Source organism: Pedobacter rhodius (genome assembly GCF_027213645.1).
Lineage (GTDB): Bacteria > Bacteroidota > Bacteroidia > Sphingobacteriales > Sphingobacteriaceae > Pedobacter > Pedobacter rhodius.
Genome location: NZ_JAPWGL010000003.1, coordinates 456,378 through 476,886 on the forward strand (window position 1 = coordinate 456,378; position 20,509 = coordinate 476,886).

Here is a 20,509-nt window from a genome sequence, read left to right on the forward strand (position 1 = left end):
AGTATGCTCCCCTTCATGTTATTATCAAATAACCTCTGTATTCGGTAGATGTAGCACTGGTCTGGCTTTTAAAATATCTGGAAAAATGGGGTATATCAAGAAATCCAAAATTAATGATGATTTCTTTAACTGAGATGCAGGTGGTCAATAGTAATTTGGCTTCTCGTAGCGAAATTGTTTTTCTTCGAGTGTATGTTGTACAAAACCTATAGAATGTGTTATATTCTGCTACCTTTTTCAGGAGCAAAACTGAAAATAGGGATGCTTATGAGGATTTTAAATTTCAAAAACTTCTCCTCTTTCCGGAGCTACAACATTAAAACCCTCTTCCTGCAAAGCCGCAGTTAAACTCCGTAAACTTTTATCTTCTCCATGAACCAGGAAAACCTGTTTTGGTTGTCCGGCTTGTTTTACCGTTCGCATTAAATCATCGTGGTCGCCATGGCCACTGAGTAAATCGGTTTGGCGAATGGTTGCATAAACCATCATTTCGCGGTCTTTAATTCTAACGATTGGCGCACCGCTGAGAAGTTTGTACCCGAGCGTTCCTTTAGCACAATAGCCAATAAAAAGAATGGTGCAATAATAGTTTTGGATGTTGTAATAAAGATGGTCCTGAATACGTCCGCCCTCTAACATCCCGGCAGAAGAAATAATAATGCAAGGGTCGAAATAATTGGAAACATCTTTACTTTCTTTCATGGTTTGAACATAAGCCAGATGCTCAAATTCAAATTCATCCCCCATGGTTTTGTAAAAATCTTTTGCTTCCTGATTAACCAGATTATGGTGTTTTCGATAAACATCAGTTGCTTGAATCGCCATCGGGCTGTCGACAAAAATCTGAACCGGCGGTAATAATTTTTTAGTGAAGATTTGATTCAGCGCAAAAACCAGCGACTGTGTTCTGCCAATACTGAATGCAGGAATAATTAATCGCCCGGGTGTTTTAATGCAAGCCTCTTCGATTTCCTTTACCAGTCTTTCCTCCAAAGTTTGGTCTTTGGTATGGTAACGACCGCCATAGGTAGATTCGCAAACAAAATAATCAACTTCAGGAATGGGCTCGGGTTTTACCAGAACAGGATAATTTTCACGGCCAATATCGCCTGAAAAAGCAATTTTCTTTTCTTCGCCATTATCGTTGATGGTTAAAACAGCCGCAGCAGCGCCTAATAAATGCCCAACCGGAATAAAAACTAAACTGATATCGCCGTTAATTTTGAAGGGCTTATTAAAACCTATGGTTACAAACCGATCAATGGTATCCATTACGTGTTTGTGCAGGTATAAAGGTTTCGGCCCGTTGAAGTTGCCACGTTTTGTACGAGGTTTCCGGCTTTGTTTTCTTAAAAAAAGTTCAACTGAATCAAATAGTAAAATAGAAGTTAAATCAGCTGTTGGCGGTGTACAAAGCACTTGCCCGTCAAAACCGAGGCGTACCAATGTGGGTAAATTACCCGAATGGTCGATATGTGCATGGGTTAAAATTACCAGGTTAATGTCGGCAGGGTCGAATGGAAATTGTTGGTTTTCCTCTTGGTAGGTCTCTTTTTCATAATCTAAGCCGCAATCTATCAGTATTTTATAATATCCCACTTCGAGCAGGTGCATACTTCCAGTCACTTGTTGCGCAGCGCCCCAAAACGTTAACTTCATCTTTCTATCTGTAGGGTAAATTGTTCGGTGTAAAGTAGTACAATTGACGGAATTTTTAAACAACAGCAGGTAATTTTTTGGTTAACGGGACTTTGTATTCCTTTCAACGGCGAGCAATAATTCGGCTTTTCGCTCTTCAGAGAAATCTTTCAAATCCTCGGCAGTTATAACTTTATCTATAAGTAAAGCCACAATAGTGCCATAGAACCAGGAATTTTTAAGTCCATCGTAACGGTGAGCTATATGTTTGTCAAAGTCCTTTACAGCAGTAAAAATTGAATAATAACTTTCTCTGTTATCCTCAGGTTTTTCCGATTTCCATTTATCTATAATTGCAGCAAACTCATTCATCCCTTTTTTAAATTCGCGTTGCAAGCCGATTTCAAAAATTGCCCTACATATTTTGTTTTCAGCTTTTGTAAAATCCATAGTTAAAATATAAAGTTTTTTTAAAGTATTAGCAACTAATAAGTTTTAAAAATACGCAAGTATTAATTTTTTAAACCACTATCTTTGAATAAAAACGTTAATAATGCAAGAGCCATTTGATATAGAAATAGGACCGGTAAATTACTCCGTTTTTCCTGAGGGAAATGATTCATACACCATTTTCAAAGATGGCAAAGAGTACATCCAGATTCAGAAAGATACCTCTTCAATTTGGTTAAAAATGGATTATAAAACTGAATTACCAATTTTCGAGGAAGATGAAGAAGTGAACGCGATTGGACAGGCAATTGAAAAATATGTGCCTGAAGAAGAGGATGAAGAAGAACTGTAATAAAAAGTCCCGATTGAAATCGGGACTTTTTATTTAATAATTTATCTGGTACAATTTGCTGTCCAGGTGCCATTCGAATTCGAAACACCAATTTTTAATGTACTTGCATCAATCGTAATACCGATAACGCCTGTACCAACACTTATATAGGTATTTCCGCTTTCCTGGAATTTAACCCCTGTAATATCAGGAATGTTGTTTCCAAAAAAGAAGCTATAAGTGTCGCTAACTTTAGTTACGGTTACTTTACCATCGGTACTGTTAATTTGCGTACCATCTTTGCTGTAAGAAACCGTTCCACGGTAAGTACCAACGAAAAAATCTCTGTCTGCCGGGTCGGTATCCTTTTTACACGAGGCCATCACTGTTAATGCTATTAAAAGCATGCTGAAAATTTGAACTGTTTTTTTCATGTTTTGTTTTTCAAAGGTTATAAATCCATTGGGTAGACAATAGATTCTGTTAATTAATGTAACAGCCTGAATACAATGACTGTGCCAACGAAATTTTATTCTTAGGAAAAACAGATAATTTTAAGATTTCGAGCAATTTATTTTAGGCTAAACATCTGTTTTACAAGGCTTTTTATTTTTGGCAAATTAAATATTAAACAATCTGTAATTCTGATATCAAACTCCTGATATTGGTAGTTAAAACTATTCAGTTAGGCCGGCTTTAGCATAAGCAGCTATGCTATCCGGCAACCATTTGTTTTTTAAAAACCAGTTTTTTACCATTCCAGTCAAATACCCAAATTGATAAATATTCGCTGCAAACTTCAGCCTCGTCCGAATGCTTTTTAAAGTATTCATCATTTGTATTGGTTCCGTAACTAATTGTAACTTCTGTATTTTTAACATCAATATGATAGGTATAATAGCAGCCTTCATTTTTAGGTTTATGTTCATAGGAAAGGCTATTTCTTGTAGTTATTTCATTTATTTTTAAATACCTGAAAAGATTAGAAAACTCGTCGAAATCCAGGTAACTATATAAACTGTTAAAGTTATCGATAAACATTTTTTTAGTGATGGCATTTCCATTTTCAACTTTTTGCTTATCGAATTCATCGCCCATATCATAAACTGTTAGGGCGCTATCGGCCACAGGAAAAATAAAAAAACCAGTTATTTCATTTTTATCTTTAGTTTGAACCGCCAGTTTAAATCTATTTAATTCTGCTATTAATTTTTCCTTATCTGTTAAACCTTCAGTAGATTGCTCTTTAGCTACTTTCGTGGTATCTTGTGGTTTTTTCGGATTGCTGCAAGCCATAAAAATTGCAGCGATTACCATTACTGTAATTAGTTTCTTCATTTTATTTTTGCTTTCAAATCAGCTTCTTAATGCCCTCAAGGCTAACAAAATTGAAACCATATTCTTTAAAAATAGTTTTATTGTTTATCCGGCCCAGCCATCTCTGTCTAAACTTCGGTAATTGATAGATTCTGCCAGATGTTCTAATTCTATATGTTTACTTCCATCTAAATCTGCAATGGTTCTGGCCACTTTCAAAATTCTGTCATAGGCACGTGCCGATAAACCTAAGCGCTCCATTGCCGATTTTAAAAGAGCTGTTCCGGCTTCGCTAATCTGACAAACTTTGCGGACCATTTTAGGGTTCATTTGTGCATTATAATGTAAATCTTCTTTATCCATAAAACGATGATCCTGAATTTCCCTTGCCTTAATTACACGAGTCCGGATACATTCGCTTTTTTCCGCTTCTTGGGATGAGGCAAGTTCCGAAAAATTGACAGGCGTAACTTCGACATGCAAATCAATTCTATCTAAAAGTGGTCCCGAAATTTTACTGAGGTATTTTTGCACCACACCGGGTGCACAAACACATTCTTTCTCCGGATGATTGTAAAAGCCACAGGGACAAGGATTCATCGATGCAACGAGCATAAAGCTCGCAGGATATTCAACTGAAAAACGAGCCCGTGAAATGGCAACTTTCCTGTCTTCCAATGGTTGTCGCATAACTTCTAAAACAGTTCTTTTAAATTCCGGTAATTCGTCCAGAAATAAAACACCATTGTGCGCCAGGGAAATTTCTCCTGGTGCAGGATTCATCCCTCCACCCACCAAAGCAACGTCGGAAATGGTATGATGCGGCGAACGGTACGGACGAATAGTCATCAACGCATCTGCTGCTGAAAGCTTTCCTGCAACCGAATGTATTTTAGTGGTTTCTAAAGCTTCATATAAATTCAGCGGTGGTAAGATGGTTGGCAAACGTTTTGCCAACATCGTTTTTCCCGCGCCCGGCGGACCAATTAAAATCACATTATGTCCACCGGCTGCAGCAATTTCCAAAGCACGTTTAATGTTCTCCTGCCCTTTAACATCTGCGAAATCGTAGTCGTAATTACCGATGTTTTTCAGAAATTCCTCTTTGGTATTGATTTTAAGTTGTTCCAGCGGCTCACTTTTGTTGAAGAAAGCTATCACCTGAGCCAATGTTTCTACGCCATAGGCGATTAACCCGTCTACAATGGCTGCTTCCCGGACATTTTGTTTTGGCAAAATGAAGCCCTTAAAACCATCCTGCTGAGCCTGAATTGCGATTGGCAGCGCGCCTTTAACAGGCTGAATAGCACCGTTTAGCGATAATTCGCCCATAATAAAATAGTTTTCTAACGATTCAGAGGGAATTTGACCCGACGCGGCTAGTATCCCGATAGCGATTGGTAAGTCGTAGGCTGAACCTTCTTTTCTGATATCTGCCGGGGCAAGATTAACTACAATTTTTTGTCTTGGCATCCTGAAACCGGAAACATGAATGGCACTTTCTACCCTTTGCAGACTTTCTTTTACCGCGTTATCCGGCAGGCCAACCATAAAATATTTATTACCGCCGCTAATACTTACCTCAATGGCTATAGTGCGTGCATTTACACCATACACAGCGCTCCCGTATGTTTTTACAAGCATTAAATTCTAATAAGAAACGGGATGTTATGTTATTCGGGGATGAATAATTGTTTTCTAATATAGAAAGAAATTTGGAGATGTAAAATGAAAAACCGAACCATTTATTTACAAATTAAAATCTAAAAGAAATTCATTAAATTGCATCAACCTCAACCAAACCATTATGATGAAACGTATCTTACCCTCCCTGATTTTGCTGAGTGCAATAACGGCTTGCAACAACCCAAAAAAACAAGAAATGAAACCAATAAAATGGCCTGATGCTAAACCTCCGATAGCCGATATTAAGCCGCACAAAAGAATTATTCATGGCGATACCGTAGTAGATAATTACTACTGGATGATTGATTATTTCAAAAAAGGACCCGACAGTACCAAGGTTGTAGATTACCTGAAAGCTGAAAATAAATACCTCGACACAATGATGAAAGGGACGGAAACGTTCCAGGCGAATTTGTTTAAGGAAATGAAAGGTCGCATTAAAGAAAAAGATGAATCAGTACCGGTTTTCAGGAATGGTTATTTTTATTACACCCGCACTGAAGATGGCCAGCAATACTACAAATATTGTCGTAAAAAAGGAGGTTTAACTGCCGCCGAAGAAGTTTTGTTGGATGTTGATGCCTTAGCAAAAGGGCATTCTTATTACAGCGCTACAGGTTTTAGTGTAAGCCCAGATAATAAATTGCTGGCTTTTGGTGTCGATAAAGTTTCCCGCAGACAATACACCATTCAGGTAAAAAACCTGGAAACCGGTGAAATTTATAAAGATGCGATTACCAATACCGAAGGTGCAGTAGCCTGGGCAAACGATAATAAAACTTTGTTTTATACCTCAAAAAACCCGGTTACTTTATTGAGCGAAAAGATTAAAAAACATGTATTGGGAACCGATGCCAAAACCGATGTTGTTGTTTATGAGGAAAAAGACAACTCGAACTATATCGGCGTAACGAAATCAAAAAACGGCAGGTATATTTTCATCGGCTCGCAGGGTACTTTAACTTCCGAATACAGAATGATTGATGCTGACCATCCCGAAGCCCCGTTCAAAGTTTTCACTCCGAGGTTTAAAGATGTTTTGTACGATGTATTGCCTGTTGATGATAAATTTTACATCGTGACCAACTGGAATGCCAAAAATTTCCGTTTGATGGAGTGCCCTTTGGATAAAACCACGAAAGAAAACTGGAAAGAAGTAATTCCGAACCGTAAAGATGTTTTGCTGGAATACGGCGATGAGTTTAAGGATTACCTGGTCTTATCTGAACGTAAAAACGGCTTAACAGAATTACGTGTGTTAAAAAAAGATGGCAGCGATTATTACATCAAATTTGATGAACCTGTGTACTCGGCTGGCATTGGTTCTAATCCGGAGTATAACAGCAAAATGCTGCGTTATTCTTACACTTCTCTAACCACGCCAAACTCTATTTACGATTATGATTTAGAGAAAAAAGATAAAAAATTAATGAAGCAACAAGAAATTGTTGGCGGTTATAACCCTGATGAGTATGTTACCGAACGTGTTTTTGCCACGGCGAAAGACGGAACCAAAATTCCGGTGGCTTTGGTTTACAAAAAAGGGGTTGAAAAAAATGGAAAAGCACCGCTTTTACTTTATGCTTATGGATCATATGGCGCGAGTACCGATGCTACATTTTCTTCGCCGAGGCTGAGTTTGCTTAACCGTGGTTTCGTTTTCGCAATTGCGAATATTCGTGGCGGACAAGAAATGGGCCGCCAATGGTATGAGGACGGCAAGCTGATGAAAAAGAAAAACACGTTTACCGATTTTATTGCTGCGGGCGAATACCTGGTTGAACAGAAATATACTTCGAAAGGTCATTTGTATGCGCATGGCGGCAGTGCCGGTGGTTTGCTAATGGGTGCTGTGGTGAATTTAGCCCCTGATTTATGGAATGGTGTAATTGCTGATGTTCCCTTTGTTGACGTGGTAAATACCATGCTCGATGAGGGTATTCCGCTCACCACAAACGAGTTTGATGAGTGGGGAAATCCGAAGAAAAAGGATGCTTATGAGTATATGAAAAGTTATTCTCCATATGAAAATGTAGAGAAGAAAGCTTATCCGAATATGCTGGTCACAACAGGATTACACGATAGTCAGGTACAGTATTTCGAGCCTGCTAAATGGGTAGCTAAGCTTCGTGCAATGAAAACAGATAAAAACGTTTTGCTCCTTAAAACAAATATGGAATTCGGTCACGGCGGTGCGTCAGGTCGTTTCGATTATTTGAAAGATGTATCACTAAGGTGGGCATTTTTGTTTGCACTGGAAGGGATTGAGAAGTAATATACGCCTGTCATTCTGAGCTTGTCGAAGAACAATTAAGTGTTTCGACAGGCTCAACATGACACCCTTTTCAAGTTCAAATCATTTGTCTTGTGCACCGGTGTACGCCTTTTCGCATTAATGATGCTGTTCCTCAATACAGAAATGTTGTTTTTTGAAAAAGGCCCAAGGAAAGATAAATTGATTTCTGCTTTACAATTGCGATACCCCGATACAGAGGCTTTATAAGCAAATAGCCTTATCTTTGTCCCTTAATGGAATACAATGTTCATACTTTAACGAATGGCATCCGCTTGCTGCACGTGCCTTCGGCCTCTGCAATATCTCATGCCTGCATCATCATCAATACGGGTTCTCGCGATGAACCTGAACAAAAAGCGGGTTTGGCACATTTTATCGAACACCTCATTTTTAAACGCACAGAAAAACGCAGCACCAACCAGATTTTAAACCGTCTGGAAAGTGTTGGCGCCGATTTGAATGCCTATACTACTAAAGAATATACCTGTGTTCACGCGTCGTTTTTGAACCCTTATCTGGAGAGAACTTTAGATCTTTTTAATGATATCATTTTCCATTCTACTTTTCCTGAAGAGGAGATGGATAAGGAGAAAAGTGTTATTCTGGATGAGATTGCCTCCTATTTAGACCAGCCCGAAGAAGCCATTAATGATGACTTCGAGGATATGCTTTTTGCCGGAAATGCTTTAGGAAATAACATTCTTGGCACCACAGAAAGTGTGAGCAATTTTACCCGGGAAGATGTCATCAATTTCCGTAAGGCAAATTATCGTACCAATGAAATCGTAATCGCTGTTTTAGGGAACTATAATTTCAACAGCTTTGTAAAAAAAGGCACAAAATATTTCGCTGATGTTGAAGAAAATTCGCCACCATTAAACCGGGTAAAACCTATCGTTTTAAATCCGACAATAACCAATATTTACAAGCCGATTATGCAGTCGCATTGTATATTGGGCACACAAACTTATGCCACCCATCATAAAAATAAAGCTGGCTTAATGTTGCTGAATAATTATTTTGGCGGAAATGGAATGAGTTCGGTTTTAAATCTTCAAATCAGAGAAAAATACGGAATTGCCTATACCATAGAATCTAATTTTTCACCACTAAGCGATACCGGAATATTTTCAATTTATTTTGGAACAGATAAGGAAAAGCATCAAAAAGCATTGTCTTTAATCTTTAAAGAGATGAAAAAGCTGAAAGATAATCCCCTGAATGAATTACAGTTGCAAAAAGCTAAAAACAAATTCATCGGACAAATTGCTTTAAGTGAGGAAAACAGAATCGGCTTAATTATTTCGATGGCTAAAACGCTTATCGACCATAATAAAATTGATTCCCTTGAACAGGTTTTTGAGAAAATTAATAGGGTTACCACCACACAAATTGCGCAGATAGCGGATGAAGTTTTAGCACCGGAACAACTGAATATTTTTACTTTCAGTCCAATACTGGAATAATTGCTATTTTTGTAGCAATTCCCGTCATTGCGAAGCACAAAGCAATCTTAATGCGCTAGGTTTTAGCGATAGCAATAGATTGGTTCGTGCATTGCGATAACGGCCGATTAAAAACACTTTACACAATGAAATTACCAATAGTAGCATACGGAGACCCTGTTTTAAAGAAAGTAGGAATTGATATTGATAAAGATTATCCGGAATTAAAAGAACTGATTGCCAACATGTTCGATACCATGTATTATGCAAATGGCGTTGGTTTGGCGGCACCACAAATCGGCTTGCCAATCCGCTTATTTATTGTTGATACCGGTGAAGACGAAGATGGAACGCTTGGCTACAAAAAAGTGTTTATTAATGCTCAGATAATTGAAGAAACCGGCGAACCCTGGAATTTTAATGAGGGTTGTTTAAGTATTCCCGATATCCGCGAAAACATCCTTCGTAAACCAAACATTAAAATCAAATATTTTGATGAAAACTGGGTTGAACATACCGATGATGTTGACGGAATGCCTGCTCGCGTAATTCAACATGAGTACGATCACATAGAGGGAAAATTGTTTACAGATAAAGTAAGCATCCTTCGCAAAACGATGCTTAAAAGTAAACTGGATGCGATCTCAAAAGGAAACATTAAAACCGACTACAAAATGAAGTTTCCTAATAAGAGCAAGAAAAGATAAAGTTTGATGGAAAATGTAAGAGGGGAAATGAAAACGTTTTCCTTTTTTTATTCGTCGTTATCACTCCGCTTTTTATCCCCGTCGAAGATTTGTTGCATCAGCTTACCCCAGGCAAAAGGATTTAATAACGGATTTGTCTGAACCATATTTTTGTTAATCATCCTGTCGAAATTATACCGGTAATTCTGGCTGCTGATTTCCCCGCCGTCGCGTGGCAAAGTCTGAATCAGGCCATTAATAGATGATCTGGAAAGGTTCTTCTTCGCAATTGCAAGATCATCGTCGGCAAGTTTCATAGATAAAAATTCACGGGTAAATTCTTCTGTGGTAGCCCAGGGGAAAATACGAACCGTTGGCAAATTAATTACCTCCGCTTTCAATTTAACCATAATCGTGTATTTACTATCCGGTGTACTTTCAGGGATTATGGTGGAGAACTTTTTGTAACCAATTGCAGTAAATAAAATGGTATCGCCCGGATTTACGATAAAGGTAAAATAACCTCTGTAATCTGCCGCAACACGCTTGCTTTTCTGAGAAAGGTTGGTTATCGTAACGTACGGAATAACATTAGTGCTATCGATATCTGTAATGATTCCCGAAAATTGAATAAGCTTATCTTGAGCCGGCTTCTGTTGTGCAAATGCGGTTATAGAAAAAAACAGGCAAATAAGGGCAACACAATATCTCATTAAGACAAAAGTAATTCTAATACTTAAAACCGCTTGTTAAATAGTGTTAATCTTGTTCTGCCATGTTTACGGCTACGACTGATGTAATTTCAGGAACGGCTTTCATAATGGCTTGTTCAATACCAGATTTCATGGTCATAAAACTCATCGGGCAAGAACCGCAGTTACCTAAAAGCTTCAGCTTCACAATACCCTCTGATGTAATTTCTTCAACAGAAACATCACCCCCGTCGGCCATTAAATATGGTCTGATGGTTTCTAATGCCTGTTCTACTTGTTCTGTTAAATTCATTATTTGATTATTAAAATATAAAAATAGTAATTTTTTAGCAATTGGCCGTCTGTGCGTTACTAATGGATATTTGTTGGGCTATTTTACCTGCAATATTTCCAAATATACCATCCAGAAGCGGATTTTGATTTAATGCAACAGGTTTTCCATTATCTCCGGCTTCGGAAATATGCTGTATAATTGGAATTTCACCTAGAAACGGAACATCAAACCGCTCAGCCAGTTTTCTGCCACCACCCTTACCAAAAATATAATATTTGTTTTCCGGCAATTCGGCTGGTGTAAAATACGACATATTTTCTATCACGCCTAACACCGGAATATTAATGCCCGGCATACGGAACATCGCCAGGCCTTTATGGGTATCGGCCAAAGCCACCTGCTGAGGCGTTGTAACCACAACCGCTCCTGCTATCGGAAAACTTTGCGTAATGGTGATGTGAATATCACCTGTACCCGGAGGCAGGTCTACAATTAAATAATCTAACTCACCCCAGTTCGTATCATTAAATAATTGCTTTACCGCATTCGAAGCCATCGGTCCGCGCCAGGGTACCGGCTGACCCGGATCAGCAAAAAAGCCTAACGACAATAATTTTATACCATATTTTTCAATCGGAATAATTTTTGTCTTGCCATCTGCTGTTTCTTCTGCACCTGGCTTTGCATCAACCAAATCAAACATCGTAGGCACTGATGGTCCATAAATATCCGCGTCGATTAAACCGACCTTTGCACCGTCTTTGGCCAGGGTAACTGCCAGATTACTTGCAACCGTAGACTTTCCAACACCGCCTTTTCCTGACGAAACCAAAATGATGTTTTTAATGTTATCCAACGATGATGAATTAACAGGTTGTGTTACCCTGGATGTTACATTTATATTTATGTCCGCCTCTGCGAATACAAAATGTTTTATTGCATTTGTACAGGCATTTTTCAGCATTTCCTTCATCGGGCATGCAGGTGTGGTAAGTTCAAGTGTAAAATTTATTCGGGTATCAACTATCTGTAAATCTTTTATCATGTTTAAGGTTACCAGGTCTTTTTTGAGATCCGGATCTTCTACATTTTTTAAAGCATCTAAAACTTGTTGCGGGCTAATCTGCATCATATTAATTTAAATTCAAAATTAACAAAACATAGCCATAAATACTTTTATTTAGGGTTTTAAACTGTAATTTTAACACCAAATAAACATTTGATTGTTACGTTTAATCAATTTGGACAATTAACAAGTTTTTAGCCTCCAGTTTGAAGTGGCAAATGCAGCAATTTAACAACAGCATTTTAAATTTAAGTTTTAAAATTCGCAGTTTGCAGCGGCAAAATACAGTAGAAGAAATACCATAAAAGCAATTTAACAGATTTCACCAGTTATATTTTTACCTATATGCGCATACCTAAAATTAACATCCCTAAAAAATATTTAAAAATCGGAGCCTGGGTTTTAGGTGTTTTTTTGATTGTTTGCATGGCTTTAGGCGCGGTTGCCTATAGCAAAAGAGAGGCGCTGCTAAAAAAAATGGTTGCTAAAGCCATCGCAAAAGCCAATAAAGATTATGGTTTGGATGTTAAAATCGGATCGGCAGGATTTACTGGTTTAAGTACCGTGAAAATGACCGCGATTTCTGTTGTTCCAAAAGAAAGGGATACCCTTTCCAATATTGCTGAACTTAGTGTAGGCGTTAAACTTTGGCCGCTTATTTTTGGCAATGTAAAGTTAGCCGAACTTAAATTAAACAATGGTTTTGTAAGTGTTGTCTTTAAAGACTCCACATCAAACATCGATTTTATCCTTAAAAGAAAGAAAAAAGATAGCACAACAACAAAAAGCAAAGTAAACCTGGCCGACATCGCAAGCAACATCCTCAATGAGGTTTTATATAAAATACCTGATGATATGGACGTTAAAAACATGGTTTTTAAACTTAATGATAATGATACGGCTAAATTAAATTTCGCGACTGCTGCTACTATAGATGGAGGCGATTTAAAATCGACAATAAATGTAAACAACGGCGAATCTGTCTGGCATTTTGACGGGGAAGTAAATCCGGGAAGCAAAGAATTAAATATAATGGCCTATGCAGACGGGAAAAAGTTGGAATTACCATACCTGAATAACAAGCTCCATGCAAAACTAAGCTTCGATACCCTGCAAACAGAACTAAAAAATGCAAAGTATAGTGGTGATGATTACAAAATTTCCGGTTCATGGTCGGTTAAAAATATGTTGATTAACCAACCTCGGATTGCCAGCAACGACATTATTGTTCAAAGCGCCAAATTGGATGCAGATGTTTTGGTAGGCCCTAATTATATTGCATTAGACAGCAGTTCTACAGCCTATTTAAAAAACGCATCCATTCATCCTTATGTTAAATACACTTTAGGCAAAAATAAGATTTACGAATTAAAATTAAATGCCGAAGAACAAGACGCACAAGCTATCTTTCAGGCTTTTCCACAGGGATTGTTCGAATCGCTCGACGGCTTGAAAGTTCAGGGAAAAATAAAATACAATTTAAATTTCTACCTTGATACGGCAATTCCGGATAGCGTTAAATTCAGTTCTACGTTAACGCCTGTTGATTTTAAGATCGTACAGTGGGGCAAAACCAACCTGCAAAAAATTAACAGTCCTTTTGTTTATACCCCATACGAATATGGCAAGCCCATGCGCGACATTACAATTGGTCCTTCAAACCCAAATTTTACGCCTTTAAATGCCATATCTAAAAACTTTATTAATGCCGTTTTAACTGCAGAAGACCCTTCTTTTTTTACCCACAATGGCTTTGTTGAAGAATCCATCCGTAAGTCGATTGCCGTAAACTTTAAGGAGAAAAAATTTAAACGTGGCGGAAGTACAATCAGTATGCAGCTCGTAAAAAATGTTTATTTAAGTCGGCAGAAAACCCTTGCCCGTAAAGCGGAGGAAATTTTAATTGTTTGGTTAATTGAGCATAATCATTTGATTAGCAAACAAAGAATGCTCGAGGTTTACTTCAATATTATGGAACTTGGTCAGAATATTTACGGCATTGGTGAAGCATCGAGGTATTATTTTGGAAAACAACCTGCTGATTTAACCATTGGTGACGGACTTTTTCTGGCCAGCATTGTACCAAAGCCAAAAGCATCTATGTATAAATTTATGGCCGACGGGAGCTTGAAACCTTATATGTTTAACTATTTCAGGTTTATGGGAAATATCATGGCAAGGCGGGGTTTAACATCTGCTGATACCTCAGGTTATGGTTTCTATAATGTAAGGTTAAGGGAAGGCTTACGTAAATATCTTGCCCCTGACACTGCTGTGGTTGATACCTCTGCATTTGACGATGATGATAATATGAATGATGTACCTGTTGTGATGCAGGATAAAAGCAAAAATCTTTTTGACAGGATTTTCGGTGGGGGTAAGAAGGATACTTCAAGCCGACCAGGCACTAAGCCAACCGATACCGTAAAAACTAAAAAGCAATTAAGACAGGAACGAAGGGAACAGCGGCGGAGAGAAAAAGAACTGGAGAATGGGGGGTAAATTATGTATGATGGATAATGGTTGATGGCTCATGGTTAATAGCGAAGTTTTTTAGAGATAAATTGATTACGCCACATACACGAGGCTTATATTTACAAAACGCTAACGATTAACAATTTAACAATCCGGCACATGCACAAAATAAAAGTAGAAGACAAAGAGTTTGAAATCTTCCTGGAAAATGATACAATAAGCAAAAGAATTCGACTGATGGGCATACAGATAAATGTCGATTATGAAGGAAGGTGTCCATTATTTATTGGCATTCTTAATGGAAGTTTTTTATTTATGGCCGATTTGATTAAAGAAATAAATGTGCCATGTGAAATTGCTTTCACGCGTGTTGCATCTTATGAAGGAACGTCGAGCTCTGGGAAGGTAAAAGAACTGATTGGTTTATCTGAAGATATTGAAGGCAGGGATGTAATTATAGTTGAAGATATTGTGGATACGGGTTTAACCCTAACACACATCATCAAAACCATAAAAGAAAAAAAACCCGCTTCCTTGAAAGTAAGTTCGCTGCTGCTTAAACCAACTGCATTAAAATACGAAATAGAAGAACTGGATTACATTGGCTTTGAAATCCCTAACGAATTCGTGGTTGGCTACGGACTGGATTATAATGGTCTCGGCAGAAACTTAACCGACATTTACAGGGCAACTGAATCATAATTTTAGTTTGTATTATTTATTTTTCGCACCTTTGCCCTATAATTTCTAACACAATGACCATACATAAAGAAGGCTACACCACAATAGCTTTAAGCATATTATTTATTTTTATCATTAACGCATTTATAGATTATAAGTACTATGATTTAACCTGGTTACGCTGGTTTGTTTATATTTTTTCTGCAGCACTGTTTATTATTGTTCTGCAATTTTTCCGCAACCCGAGCCGTAGCTTTTCATCAGGCGATAATTTAGTAATCTGCCCGGCAGATGGCAAAGTTGTTGTTATTGAAGAAACTGAAGAAGGGGAATATTTTAAAGATAAAAGATTACAGGTTTCGATTTTTATGTCGCCGGTAAATGTTCATATTAACCGTAATCCGATTTCCGGCGTTGTAAAATTCTTTAAATACCACCCGGGTAAATATCTTGCTGCATGGAACCCGAAGTCATCTACAGAAAACGAACGCACAACAACTGTTGTAGAACATAAAAATGGTACCCCGGTATTGTTTCGCCAGATTGCAGGTGCATTGGCCCGCAGAATTGTTTGGTATGTAAAAGAAGGCGATCAGGTTGTTCAGGCAGAACAGTTTGGTTTTATTAAATTTGGCTCCAGGGTAGATGTTTTCCTTCCCGTTGGAACAAAAGTTAACGTAGCACTTAACGAAGTTGTTAAAGGCGGTATTACGACGTTAGCAACATTAAGTTAATTCTTTAACCACCTTAGTACATTTAAGCTAGATTCTACCCGGATTTAGAAATCATCCTGTTAATCCCATAATCCTGCATTATTTTTTAACCACCTAAGACACTTCAGTACACTTAAGCTTGGTTCTAACCGGGTTTTGATATAATCCTGGCAATCCTATAATCCATCAATCCTGCGTTATTTTTTAACCACCTAAGATACCTCAGTAAACTTGAGCTTGGTTCTAACCGGATTTACATATTATACTGGTAATCCATTAATCCTGGTCTAGTCGGTAGCATCATTGCCAACTTCTTTTTCTTTTGATGAAGTGCCTGAAGTTTTATCGCTGATTAACCTTTGCGTTGGATAAGCAAAATCAGATTTATTTCGCATAACAATTTCCATAATTTTGAAATTGATTTCCTGTTTTATCGCTAAATAATCATTATAAGCCGTAATAGAAACGAAATATATGACCTCTATATTTAACGATGAATCGCCAAAACCTTCGAAATAGGCATTACCATCATCGCTTGTATCTGCATGTGCGTGAATGTAATCTCTGATTTCATCAACTATATTTTTGATGGTTTCGGCATTGGTTTCATATGTAATGCCAAAAGAAAATTTCACTCTTCTGAAGTTCCTTAAACTCATGTTTTCCAAAACGCCATCAATCATTCCTTTATTAGGAATAGTTGCCATTGTTTTTTCCGAGGTACGAATTAAGGTGCTTCTGAAACCTACTTTTTCAACCGTTCCTTCTACGCCATCTACTTTTACCAAATCGCCTACCGTAAAGGGTTTATCCAGGAAAATAGTAAATGAACCGAGTAGGTTTTCCAGGCTCTCTTTCGCAGCTAAAGCAATTGCGATACCGCCAATGCCCAAGCCGGTTATCAGTGTTAAAACATTTACTTCGAACACAAAGCCAAGTAACGTAAAGAAGCCTATAAATACGATAACTGTTTTAAAAAGTTCCTTTAAAAATGGCACCAATTGATCATCAGCTTTACTTTCGGTTAGCGATGCCCTATACATTAAAACATGCGAAATGAAATCGATTATCCGAAGGAATATCCAAAAAACAGAAAGGATTATCAGGAATAGAAATATTCTGTCGACACAATCACCAATAGTAACCGGAATAGGTTCCTTAACTTTTCCAACCAATCGGTTAAAATGAAAAACCGTAACCTCTAAAGGATGTTTAAGTTGATTAATGGATAGATAAAGTGTCGAGAAAAGGATAAAGACTTCAATCGGCTTAAGCAATAAGGCGACGAAAGTATCATCATGGGCTTGCTGAGAAAATCTTTGGAAAAGTTTAAACAATAACTTACTTAACAACCTGGAAACAATTGTTCTGAAAATGAGGCCGGTTAACAGAATACCGCCAAACAAACAGTAAGCCCTCACTGTATTACCCCAAAAAGCTTGCTCAAAAAAAGCAGAATCTAACATATCGCCTTGCAATGATTGGATAAATATACTATAACAAAAAAACCTCCACGATTTTGAATCGTGAAGGTCTATATCTTACAATAAAGAATATTATTTTCTTAAAGATTTAATACGGGCAGCTTTACCGGTTAAAGCACGTAAATAGAACAATTTCGCTCTACGAACTTTACCATAGCTATTTACTTCCACTTTCTCAATGTTTGGAGAACTTATAGGGAAGATACGCTCTACACCAACACCATTGCTCATTTTACGAACAGTGAAAGTTTCGTTTGCACCAGCACTATTACGTTGTATAACAACACCTTGGTAAATTTGAACACGTTCTTTATTACCTTCGCGAATTTTATAGTGTACGCTCACTGTATCGCCAGACTTGAACGCAGGAAAATCTTTTTTCGCGATGGCCTGCTCTTCAACAAATTTTACTAAATCCATGATTTTAAGCTATTAAACCAAATTCTTTGTGTTAAATTTGGGATTGCAATATTAGAGAATTTTTTTGATAAAAAAAAGTCTAATTTTATTTTTTCCACAATCTTTTAGAATTCCACATTCGATTAGGCTAAACGCTTCTATTCCAAAAGGTCAGGACGACGTTTTTGAGTACGCTCTAAAGCCTGTTCATGACGCCATTCATTTACTTTTGCTTCGTGTCCGCTTAATAAAACATCGGGCACTTTATGTCCGCGCCAATCTGCCGGACGGGTATAAACGGGTGCATCTAAAAGTTCGCCTTGGAAACTGTCTGACAGGGCAGATGTCTCATCATTTAAAACTCCGGGGATTAAACGAACCACAGCATCAACCACAATTGCAGCGGGCAGTTCTCCGCCGCTTAAAACATAGTCGCCAACAGAAATTTCCCTGGTTACAAAAATGTCTCTGATGCGCTGATCTATGCCTTTATAATGTCCACATAAAATGATGATGTTTTTTTTAATGGAAAGCTCATTCGCGGTACTTTGATTTAAAGTTACCCCATCCGGACTCATAAAAATTATTTCATCATATTCACGCTCCGACTGAAGTTTTTCTATACAAGACGCAAAAGGCTCAATACTCATTACCATTCCGCTGCCGCCGCCATATTGGTAATCATCAACGCTTTTTTGTTTGTTTGTAGCATAATCCCTCAGGTTATGAACCACAATTTCGGCAATACCTTTTTTCTGTGCACGTTGCAAGATAGAGTGTGCAAAGGGGCTTTCAAGTAAAGCTGGTAAAACGGTTATGATATCGAAACGCATGGGGCAAAGTTAGGTTTTAATTTTCAAGATAAACATCCAGTAAACCCTCCGGCAAATCAAGGGTTAAAACTTTCTCTTCATCATCAATTTCGATGATAAAATCTTCATTCAAAGGGAATAGGATCTCTGTTTCCTTGTACAAAACAGTGGCTACGAATTGTTGCGGGTATTCATTAACCTCTAAAATTTCACCGAGTTCGCCAAGGGTTTCATCTACTGCCATAAAGCCTTTAAGATCGGTATAGAAAAACTCGTCTTCATCACGTTCAGGCTTTTGGTCAATAGGCAAATAGAGTTTCTTTTTCAACAACGGTTGTGTCTTATCGATATGATCAACATCATCAAAATTAAAGTAGCCGGTTTTATTGGCTTGCAATTTTGCTGACGCCACAAAATAAGGAACCAGCTTACCGTTCATATCTGCAAAAACGACATCAAAGGTCAGTTGTTCATATTCATCAAATTCGAAAAACACCTGGACTTCGCCTTTTAAGCCCCTGCTTTTTGTAACGTAACCGATGTAAAATGCCTCTTCGTGTTTCATAACCAAAAACCCTACTCATTATATTGTCGTCATTGCTTTACGAATAAATTGCTTCGTGACTCGCAATAACGGCGTTTTAATAAAAAAATTTCCTTTTATATAAAAATAGCGTTCCGAAATTCGGAACGCTATTTCTTAAAACAAAATAATTAAAATTATTCTGCTCCTTCTTCTTTCGTTTCTGCTGCAGGAGCTTCTGTAGCCGCTTCAGCTTCAACAGCTGGTGCTTCTTCAGTAGCTTCTTCTTCAACAACTTCTTCTGCAACTGGTGCATTTTTAGCTGCGATAGCTGCTGCTCTGTCTTCTTTTTTCTTAGCTTCTGCCGCTAAAGCTGCTTTACGGGCATCTGCTTTAGAAGTCGCTAAACCTTCTGTTTTACCAGAAATTTTGCCTGCTTTAGCATCTAACCAAGCGGTGAATTTCTCATCAGCCTGCTCTTGAGTTAAAGCACCTTTTTTAACACCACCTTCTAAGTGTTTTTTGTATAAAACACCTTTGTAAGATAGAATAGCACGAGCTGTATCCGTAGGCTCAGCACCTTTGTTAACCCAAGCTAAAGTTTTTTCGAAGTTAATTTCGATAGTCGCAGGATTGGTGTTTGGGTTGTAAGAACCTAAACGCTCAATGAATTTACCATCACGTGGAGCACGTGAATCTGCTACTACTACATGGAAAAAAGGTTTTCCTTTTTTACCGAATCTTTGCAATCTGATTTTAGTTGCCATTTCTTTTTGTTTATGTATTCAACATATTTCCCGGAACTTCGTGTTGCGGGCTGCAAAGATAAAAAAATTCTGCAAATTAAAAACATAGTTTAATTAGTTTATTTTCAGGAGATTTGGCTCAAAATATTTGCAGATACAATATGAAAAGAATAGCCATTGATATGGATGAGGTTATTGCCGATGTAATACCGAAATTTATTAAGCTTTATAACCGTGATTTTGGTACGCCACTCGATTTAAAAATTGAAGCCGGAAATGAAATTTTTATGCAAATCCCCCAGGATGTTGATCGAAAATGGTTAGAATATATAAATGAAGTTGGCTTTTTTCGCGACCTGGAAGTAATCCCTGACAGTCAGCGGGTAATAAAAGCCCTGCAGGAAAAATATGATGTTTACATCGTTTCCGCCGCAATGGAATTTCGAAATTCATTAGTTGATAAATACGATTGGTTGGCCGAACATTTCCCGTTTATCGATTGGCAACACATTATGTTCTGCGGCAATAAAATTGTAGAAGCGGATGTTTTAATCGACGATAGAATTAAAAATTTCGTGAATTTTAAGGGCAGGCCGCTTTTATATACATCTCCTCATAATTTATTGATTACCGAATACGAACGCGTAAACACCTGGGAAGAAGTTGCAAATTTATTGCTTTAATATTTTAAGGCCTGATTGTTTCTATAGCCAGGTTTCTATAGCCAGACTTTCCGCTAAATTCCCGACGAAATCTCTTTTAAAATATACTGTT

The 20,509-nt window shown here is 37.7% G+C and carries 21 protein-coding genes; 8 read left to right on the top strand and 13 right to left on the bottom strand.

The features are described from left to right. Window positions 1-276: 276 nt before the first annotated feature. Together O0931_RS12060 and O0931_RS12065 are read right to left on the bottom strand one after the other, a co-directional pair. Window positions 277-1,659, bottom strand: coding sequence for an MBL fold metallo-hydrolase RNA specificity domain-containing protein (locus tag O0931_RS12060; RefSeq protein WP_269415836.1), 1,383 nt, complete (start codon window positions 1,657-1,659; stop codon window positions 277-279). Between the two features lie 81 nt (window positions 1,660-1,740). Beyond that, window positions 1,741-2,088 (bottom strand): hypothetical protein, encoded by a 348-nt coding sequence (locus tag O0931_RS12065; protein ID WP_269415837.1) that lies wholly within the window; start codon window positions 2,086-2,088, stop codon window positions 1,741-1,743. A gap of 103 nt (window positions 2,089-2,191) precedes the next feature. Here O0931_RS12065 and O0931_RS12070 point away from each other — a divergent pair, with 103 nt between their 5' ends. Beyond that, entirely contained in the window at window positions 2,192-2,440 is a 249-nt protein-coding gene (locus tag O0931_RS12070) for a hypothetical protein (protein ID WP_269415838.1), read from the top strand. Window positions 2,441-2,481: 41 nt separating this feature from the next. On the opposite strand, the gene O0931_RS12075 is transcribed toward O0931_RS12070, so the two are convergent. The 3 genes from O0931_RS12075 to O0931_RS12085 all read right to left on the bottom strand — a co-directional run bounded on the left by O0931_RS12075 (window position 2,482) and on the right by O0931_RS12085 (window position 5,380). Next, entirely contained in the window at window positions 2,482-2,853 is a 372-nt protein-coding gene (locus O0931_RS12075) for a hypothetical protein (protein WP_269415839.1), read from the bottom strand. 280 nt (window positions 2,854-3,133) lie between these two features. Beyond that, on the bottom strand, window positions 3,134-3,757 hold the full coding sequence (locus O0931_RS12080) for a hypothetical protein (RefSeq protein ID WP_269415840.1): 624 nt from the start codon (window positions 3,755-3,757) through the stop codon (window positions 3,134-3,136). Window positions 3,758-3,841: 84 nt separating this feature from the next. Beyond that, window positions 3,842-5,380 carry a YifB family Mg chelatase-like AAA ATPase gene (locus tag O0931_RS12085; RefSeq protein ID WP_269415841.1) on the bottom strand — a complete coding sequence of 513 codons (1,539 nt, stop codon included), beginning with the start codon at window positions 5,378-5,380 and terminating at the stop codon, window positions 3,842-3,844. 238 nt (window positions 5,381-5,618) lie between these two features. On the opposite strand from O0931_RS12085, the gene O0931_RS12090 reads away from it, so the two are divergent. From O0931_RS12090 to def, 3 genes are all read left to right on the top strand, one after another. Then, entirely contained in the window at window positions 5,619-7,697 is a 2,079-nt protein-coding gene (locus tag O0931_RS12090) for a S9 family peptidase (protein ID WP_331283626.1), read from the top strand. 254 nt (window positions 7,698-7,951) lie between these two features. Further along, window positions 7,952-9,184: a M16 family metallopeptidase gene (locus O0931_RS12095; RefSeq protein WP_269415842.1), complete on the top strand. Its 1,233-nt coding sequence runs from the start codon at window positions 7,952-7,954 to the stop codon at window positions 9,182-9,184. Window positions 9,185-9,309: 125 nt separating this feature from the next. Next, window positions 9,310-9,870 (top strand): peptide deformylase, encoded by a 561-nt coding sequence (gene def, locus O0931_RS12100; protein ID WP_269415843.1) that lies wholly within the window; start codon window positions 9,310-9,312, stop codon window positions 9,868-9,870. 47 nt (window positions 9,871-9,917) lie between these two features. On the opposite strand, the gene O0931_RS12105 is transcribed toward def, so the two are convergent. From O0931_RS12105 to O0931_RS12115, 3 genes are read right to left on the bottom strand one after another with little or no spacing between them, the layout of a single operon-like run. Further along, a complete protein-coding gene (locus O0931_RS12105; protein WP_269415844.1) occupies window positions 9,918-10,562 on the bottom strand; it encodes a peptidase associated/transthyretin-like domain-containing protein in 645 nt (214 codons plus the stop codon). 46 nt (window positions 10,563-10,608) lie between these two features. Beyond that, complete coding sequence (locus O0931_RS12110; protein ID WP_056086291.1) at window positions 10,609-10,854, bottom strand: NifU family protein; 246 nt, start codon at window positions 10,852-10,854, stop codon at window positions 10,609-10,611. A 34-nt stretch (window positions 10,855-10,888) separates the two neighbouring features. After that, the gene (locus tag O0931_RS12115; RefSeq protein WP_269416261.1) at window positions 10,889-11,965 is read right to left on the bottom strand and encodes an Mrp/NBP35 family ATP-binding protein; all 1,077 of its coding nucleotides are present in this window, start codon (window positions 11,963-11,965) and stop codon (window positions 10,889-10,891) included. Window positions 11,966-12,247: 282 nt separating this feature from the next. Here O0931_RS12115 and O0931_RS12120 point away from each other — a divergent pair, with 282 nt between their 5' ends. The 3 genes from O0931_RS12120 to O0931_RS12130 all read left to right on the top strand — a co-directional run bounded on the left by O0931_RS12120 (window position 12,248) and on the right by O0931_RS12130 (window position 15,792). Further along, window positions 12,248-14,404, top strand: a complete 2,157-nt coding sequence (locus O0931_RS12120; protein ID WP_269415845.1) for a transglycosylase domain-containing protein — start codon at window positions 12,248-12,250, stop codon at window positions 14,402-14,404. A gap of 132 nt (window positions 14,405-14,536) precedes the next feature. Beyond that, window positions 14,537-15,079 (top strand): hypoxanthine phosphoribosyltransferase, encoded by a 543-nt coding sequence (gene hpt / locus O0931_RS12125; protein WP_269415846.1) that lies wholly within the window; start codon window positions 14,537-14,539, stop codon window positions 15,077-15,079. A gap of 53 nt (window positions 15,080-15,132) precedes the next feature. Next, window positions 15,133-15,792 carry a phosphatidylserine decarboxylase family protein gene (locus O0931_RS12130; RefSeq protein ID WP_269415847.1) on the top strand — a complete coding sequence of 220 codons (660 nt, stop codon included), beginning with the start codon at window positions 15,133-15,135 and terminating at the stop codon, window positions 15,790-15,792. Between the two features lie 266 nt (window positions 15,793-16,058). Here O0931_RS12130 and O0931_RS12135 read toward each other — a convergent pair whose 3' ends face one another. The 5 genes from O0931_RS12135 to O0931_RS12155 all read right to left on the bottom strand — a co-directional run bounded on the left by O0931_RS12135 (window position 16,059) and on the right by O0931_RS12155 (window position 19,756). Continuing rightward, window positions 16,059-17,237, bottom strand: a complete 1,179-nt coding sequence (locus O0931_RS12135) for a mechanosensitive ion channel family protein (RefSeq protein WP_269415848.1) — start codon at window positions 17,235-17,237, stop codon at window positions 16,059-16,061. Window positions 17,238-17,327: 90 nt separating this feature from the next. Beyond that, window positions 17,328-17,675: a 50S ribosomal protein L19 gene (rplS, locus tag O0931_RS12140; RefSeq protein ID WP_346432490.1), complete on the bottom strand. Its 348-nt coding sequence runs from the start codon at window positions 17,673-17,675 to the stop codon at window positions 17,328-17,330. A 137-nt stretch (window positions 17,676-17,812) separates the two neighbouring features. Next, window positions 17,813-18,487, bottom strand: a complete 675-nt coding sequence (gene trmD / locus O0931_RS12145) for a tRNA (guanosine(37)-N1)-methyltransferase TrmD (protein WP_269415849.1) — start codon at window positions 18,485-18,487, stop codon at window positions 17,813-17,815. Window positions 18,488-18,503: 16 nt separating this feature from the next. Continuing rightward, window positions 18,504-19,031 (bottom strand): ribosome maturation factor RimM, encoded by a 528-nt coding sequence (rimM, locus tag O0931_RS12150; protein ID WP_269415850.1) that lies wholly within the window; start codon window positions 19,029-19,031, stop codon window positions 18,504-18,506. A 155-nt stretch (window positions 19,032-19,186) separates the two neighbouring features. After that, the gene (locus O0931_RS12155; RefSeq protein ID WP_269415851.1) at window positions 19,187-19,756 is read right to left on the bottom strand and encodes a 30S ribosomal protein S16; all 570 of its coding nucleotides are present in this window, start codon (window positions 19,754-19,756) and stop codon (window positions 19,187-19,189) included. Between the two features lie 140 nt (window positions 19,757-19,896). Between O0931_RS12155 and O0931_RS12160 the strand changes: the two genes are divergently transcribed. Continuing rightward, window positions 19,897-20,418, top strand: a complete 522-nt coding sequence (locus O0931_RS12160; RefSeq protein ID WP_269415852.1) for a 5' nucleotidase, NT5C type — start codon at window positions 19,897-19,899, stop codon at window positions 20,416-20,418. The last annotated feature ends 91 nt before the right edge of the window (window positions 20,419-20,509 follow it).

What these genes read in the sequence shown, in the direction of transcription:
- O0931_RS12095 (WP_269415842.1), top strand. Translation starts at nt 7,952, where the DNA reads ATGGAATACAATGTTCATACTTTAACGAATGGCATCCGCTTGCTGCAC.
- def (WP_269415843.1), top strand. Translation starts at nt 9,310, where the DNA reads ATGAAATTACCAATAGTAGCATACGGAGACCCTGTTTTAAAGAAAGTA.
- O0931_RS12090 (WP_331283626.1), top strand. Translation starts at nt 5,619, where the DNA reads ATGAAACCAATAAAATGGCCTGATGCTAAACCTCCGATAGCCGATATT.
- O0931_RS12155 (WP_269415851.1), bottom strand. Translation starts at nt 19,756, where the DNA reads ATGGCAACTAAAATCAGATTGCAAAGATTCGGTAAAAAAGGAAAACCT.
- O0931_RS12070 (WP_269415838.1), top strand. Translation starts at nt 2,192, where the DNA reads ATGCAAGAGCCATTTGATATAGAAATAGGACCGGTAAATTACTCCGTT.
- O0931_RS12085 (WP_269415841.1), bottom strand. Translation starts at nt 5,380, where the DNA reads ATGCTTGTAAAAACATACGGGAGCGCTGTGTATGGTGTAAATGCACGC.
- O0931_RS12065 (WP_269415837.1), bottom strand. Translation starts at nt 2,088, where the DNA reads ATGGATTTTACAAAAGCTGAAAACAAAATATGTAGGGCAATTTTTGAA.
- O0931_RS12075 (WP_269415839.1), bottom strand. Translation starts at nt 2,853, where the DNA reads ATGAAAAAAACAGTTCAAATTTTCAGCATGCTTTTAATAGCATTAACA.
- O0931_RS12135 (WP_269415848.1), bottom strand. Translation starts at nt 17,237, where the DNA reads ATGTTAGATTCTGCTTTTTTTGAGCAAGCTTTTTGGGGTAATACAGTG.
- O0931_RS12160 (WP_269415852.1), top strand. Translation starts at nt 19,897, where the DNA reads ATGAAAAGAATAGCCATTGATATGGATGAGGTTATTGCCGATGTAATA.
- O0931_RS12110 (WP_056086291.1), bottom strand. Translation starts at nt 10,854, where the DNA reads ATGAATTTAACAGAACAAGTAGAACAGGCATTAGAAACCATCAGACCA.
- hpt (WP_269415846.1), top strand. Translation starts at nt 14,537, where the DNA reads ATGCACAAAATAAAAGTAGAAGACAAAGAGTTTGAAATCTTCCTGGAA.
- O0931_RS12115 (WP_269416261.1), bottom strand. Translation starts at nt 11,965, where the DNA reads ATGCAGATTAGCCCGCAACAAGTTTTAGATGCTTTAAAAAATGTAGAA.
- O0931_RS12130 (WP_269415847.1), top strand. Translation starts at nt 15,133, where the DNA reads ATGACCATACATAAAGAAGGCTACACCACAATAGCTTTAAGCATATTA.
- rplS (WP_346432490.1), bottom strand. Translation starts at nt 17,675, where the DNA reads ATGGATTTAGTAAAATTTGTTGAAGAGCAGGCCATCGCGAAAAAAGAT.
- rimM (WP_269415850.1), bottom strand. Translation starts at nt 19,031, where the DNA reads ATGAAACACGAAGAGGCATTTTACATCGGTTACGTTACAAAAAGCAGG.
- O0931_RS12060 (WP_269415836.1), bottom strand. Translation starts at nt 1,659, where the DNA reads ATGAAGTTAACGTTTTGGGGCGCTGCGCAACAAGTGACTGGAAGTATG.
- O0931_RS12120 (WP_269415845.1), top strand. Translation starts at nt 12,248, where the DNA reads ATGCGCATACCTAAAATTAACATCCCTAAAAAATATTTAAAAATCGGA.
- trmD (WP_269415849.1), bottom strand. Translation starts at nt 18,487, where the DNA reads ATGCGTTTCGATATCATAACCGTTTTACCAGCTTTACTTGAAAGCCCC.
- O0931_RS12105 (WP_269415844.1), bottom strand. Translation starts at nt 10,562, where the DNA reads ATGAGATATTGTGTTGCCCTTATTTGCCTGTTTTTTTCTATAACCGCA.
- O0931_RS12080 (WP_269415840.1), bottom strand. Translation starts at nt 3,757, where the DNA reads ATGAAGAAACTAATTACAGTAATGGTAATCGCTGCAATTTTTATGGCT.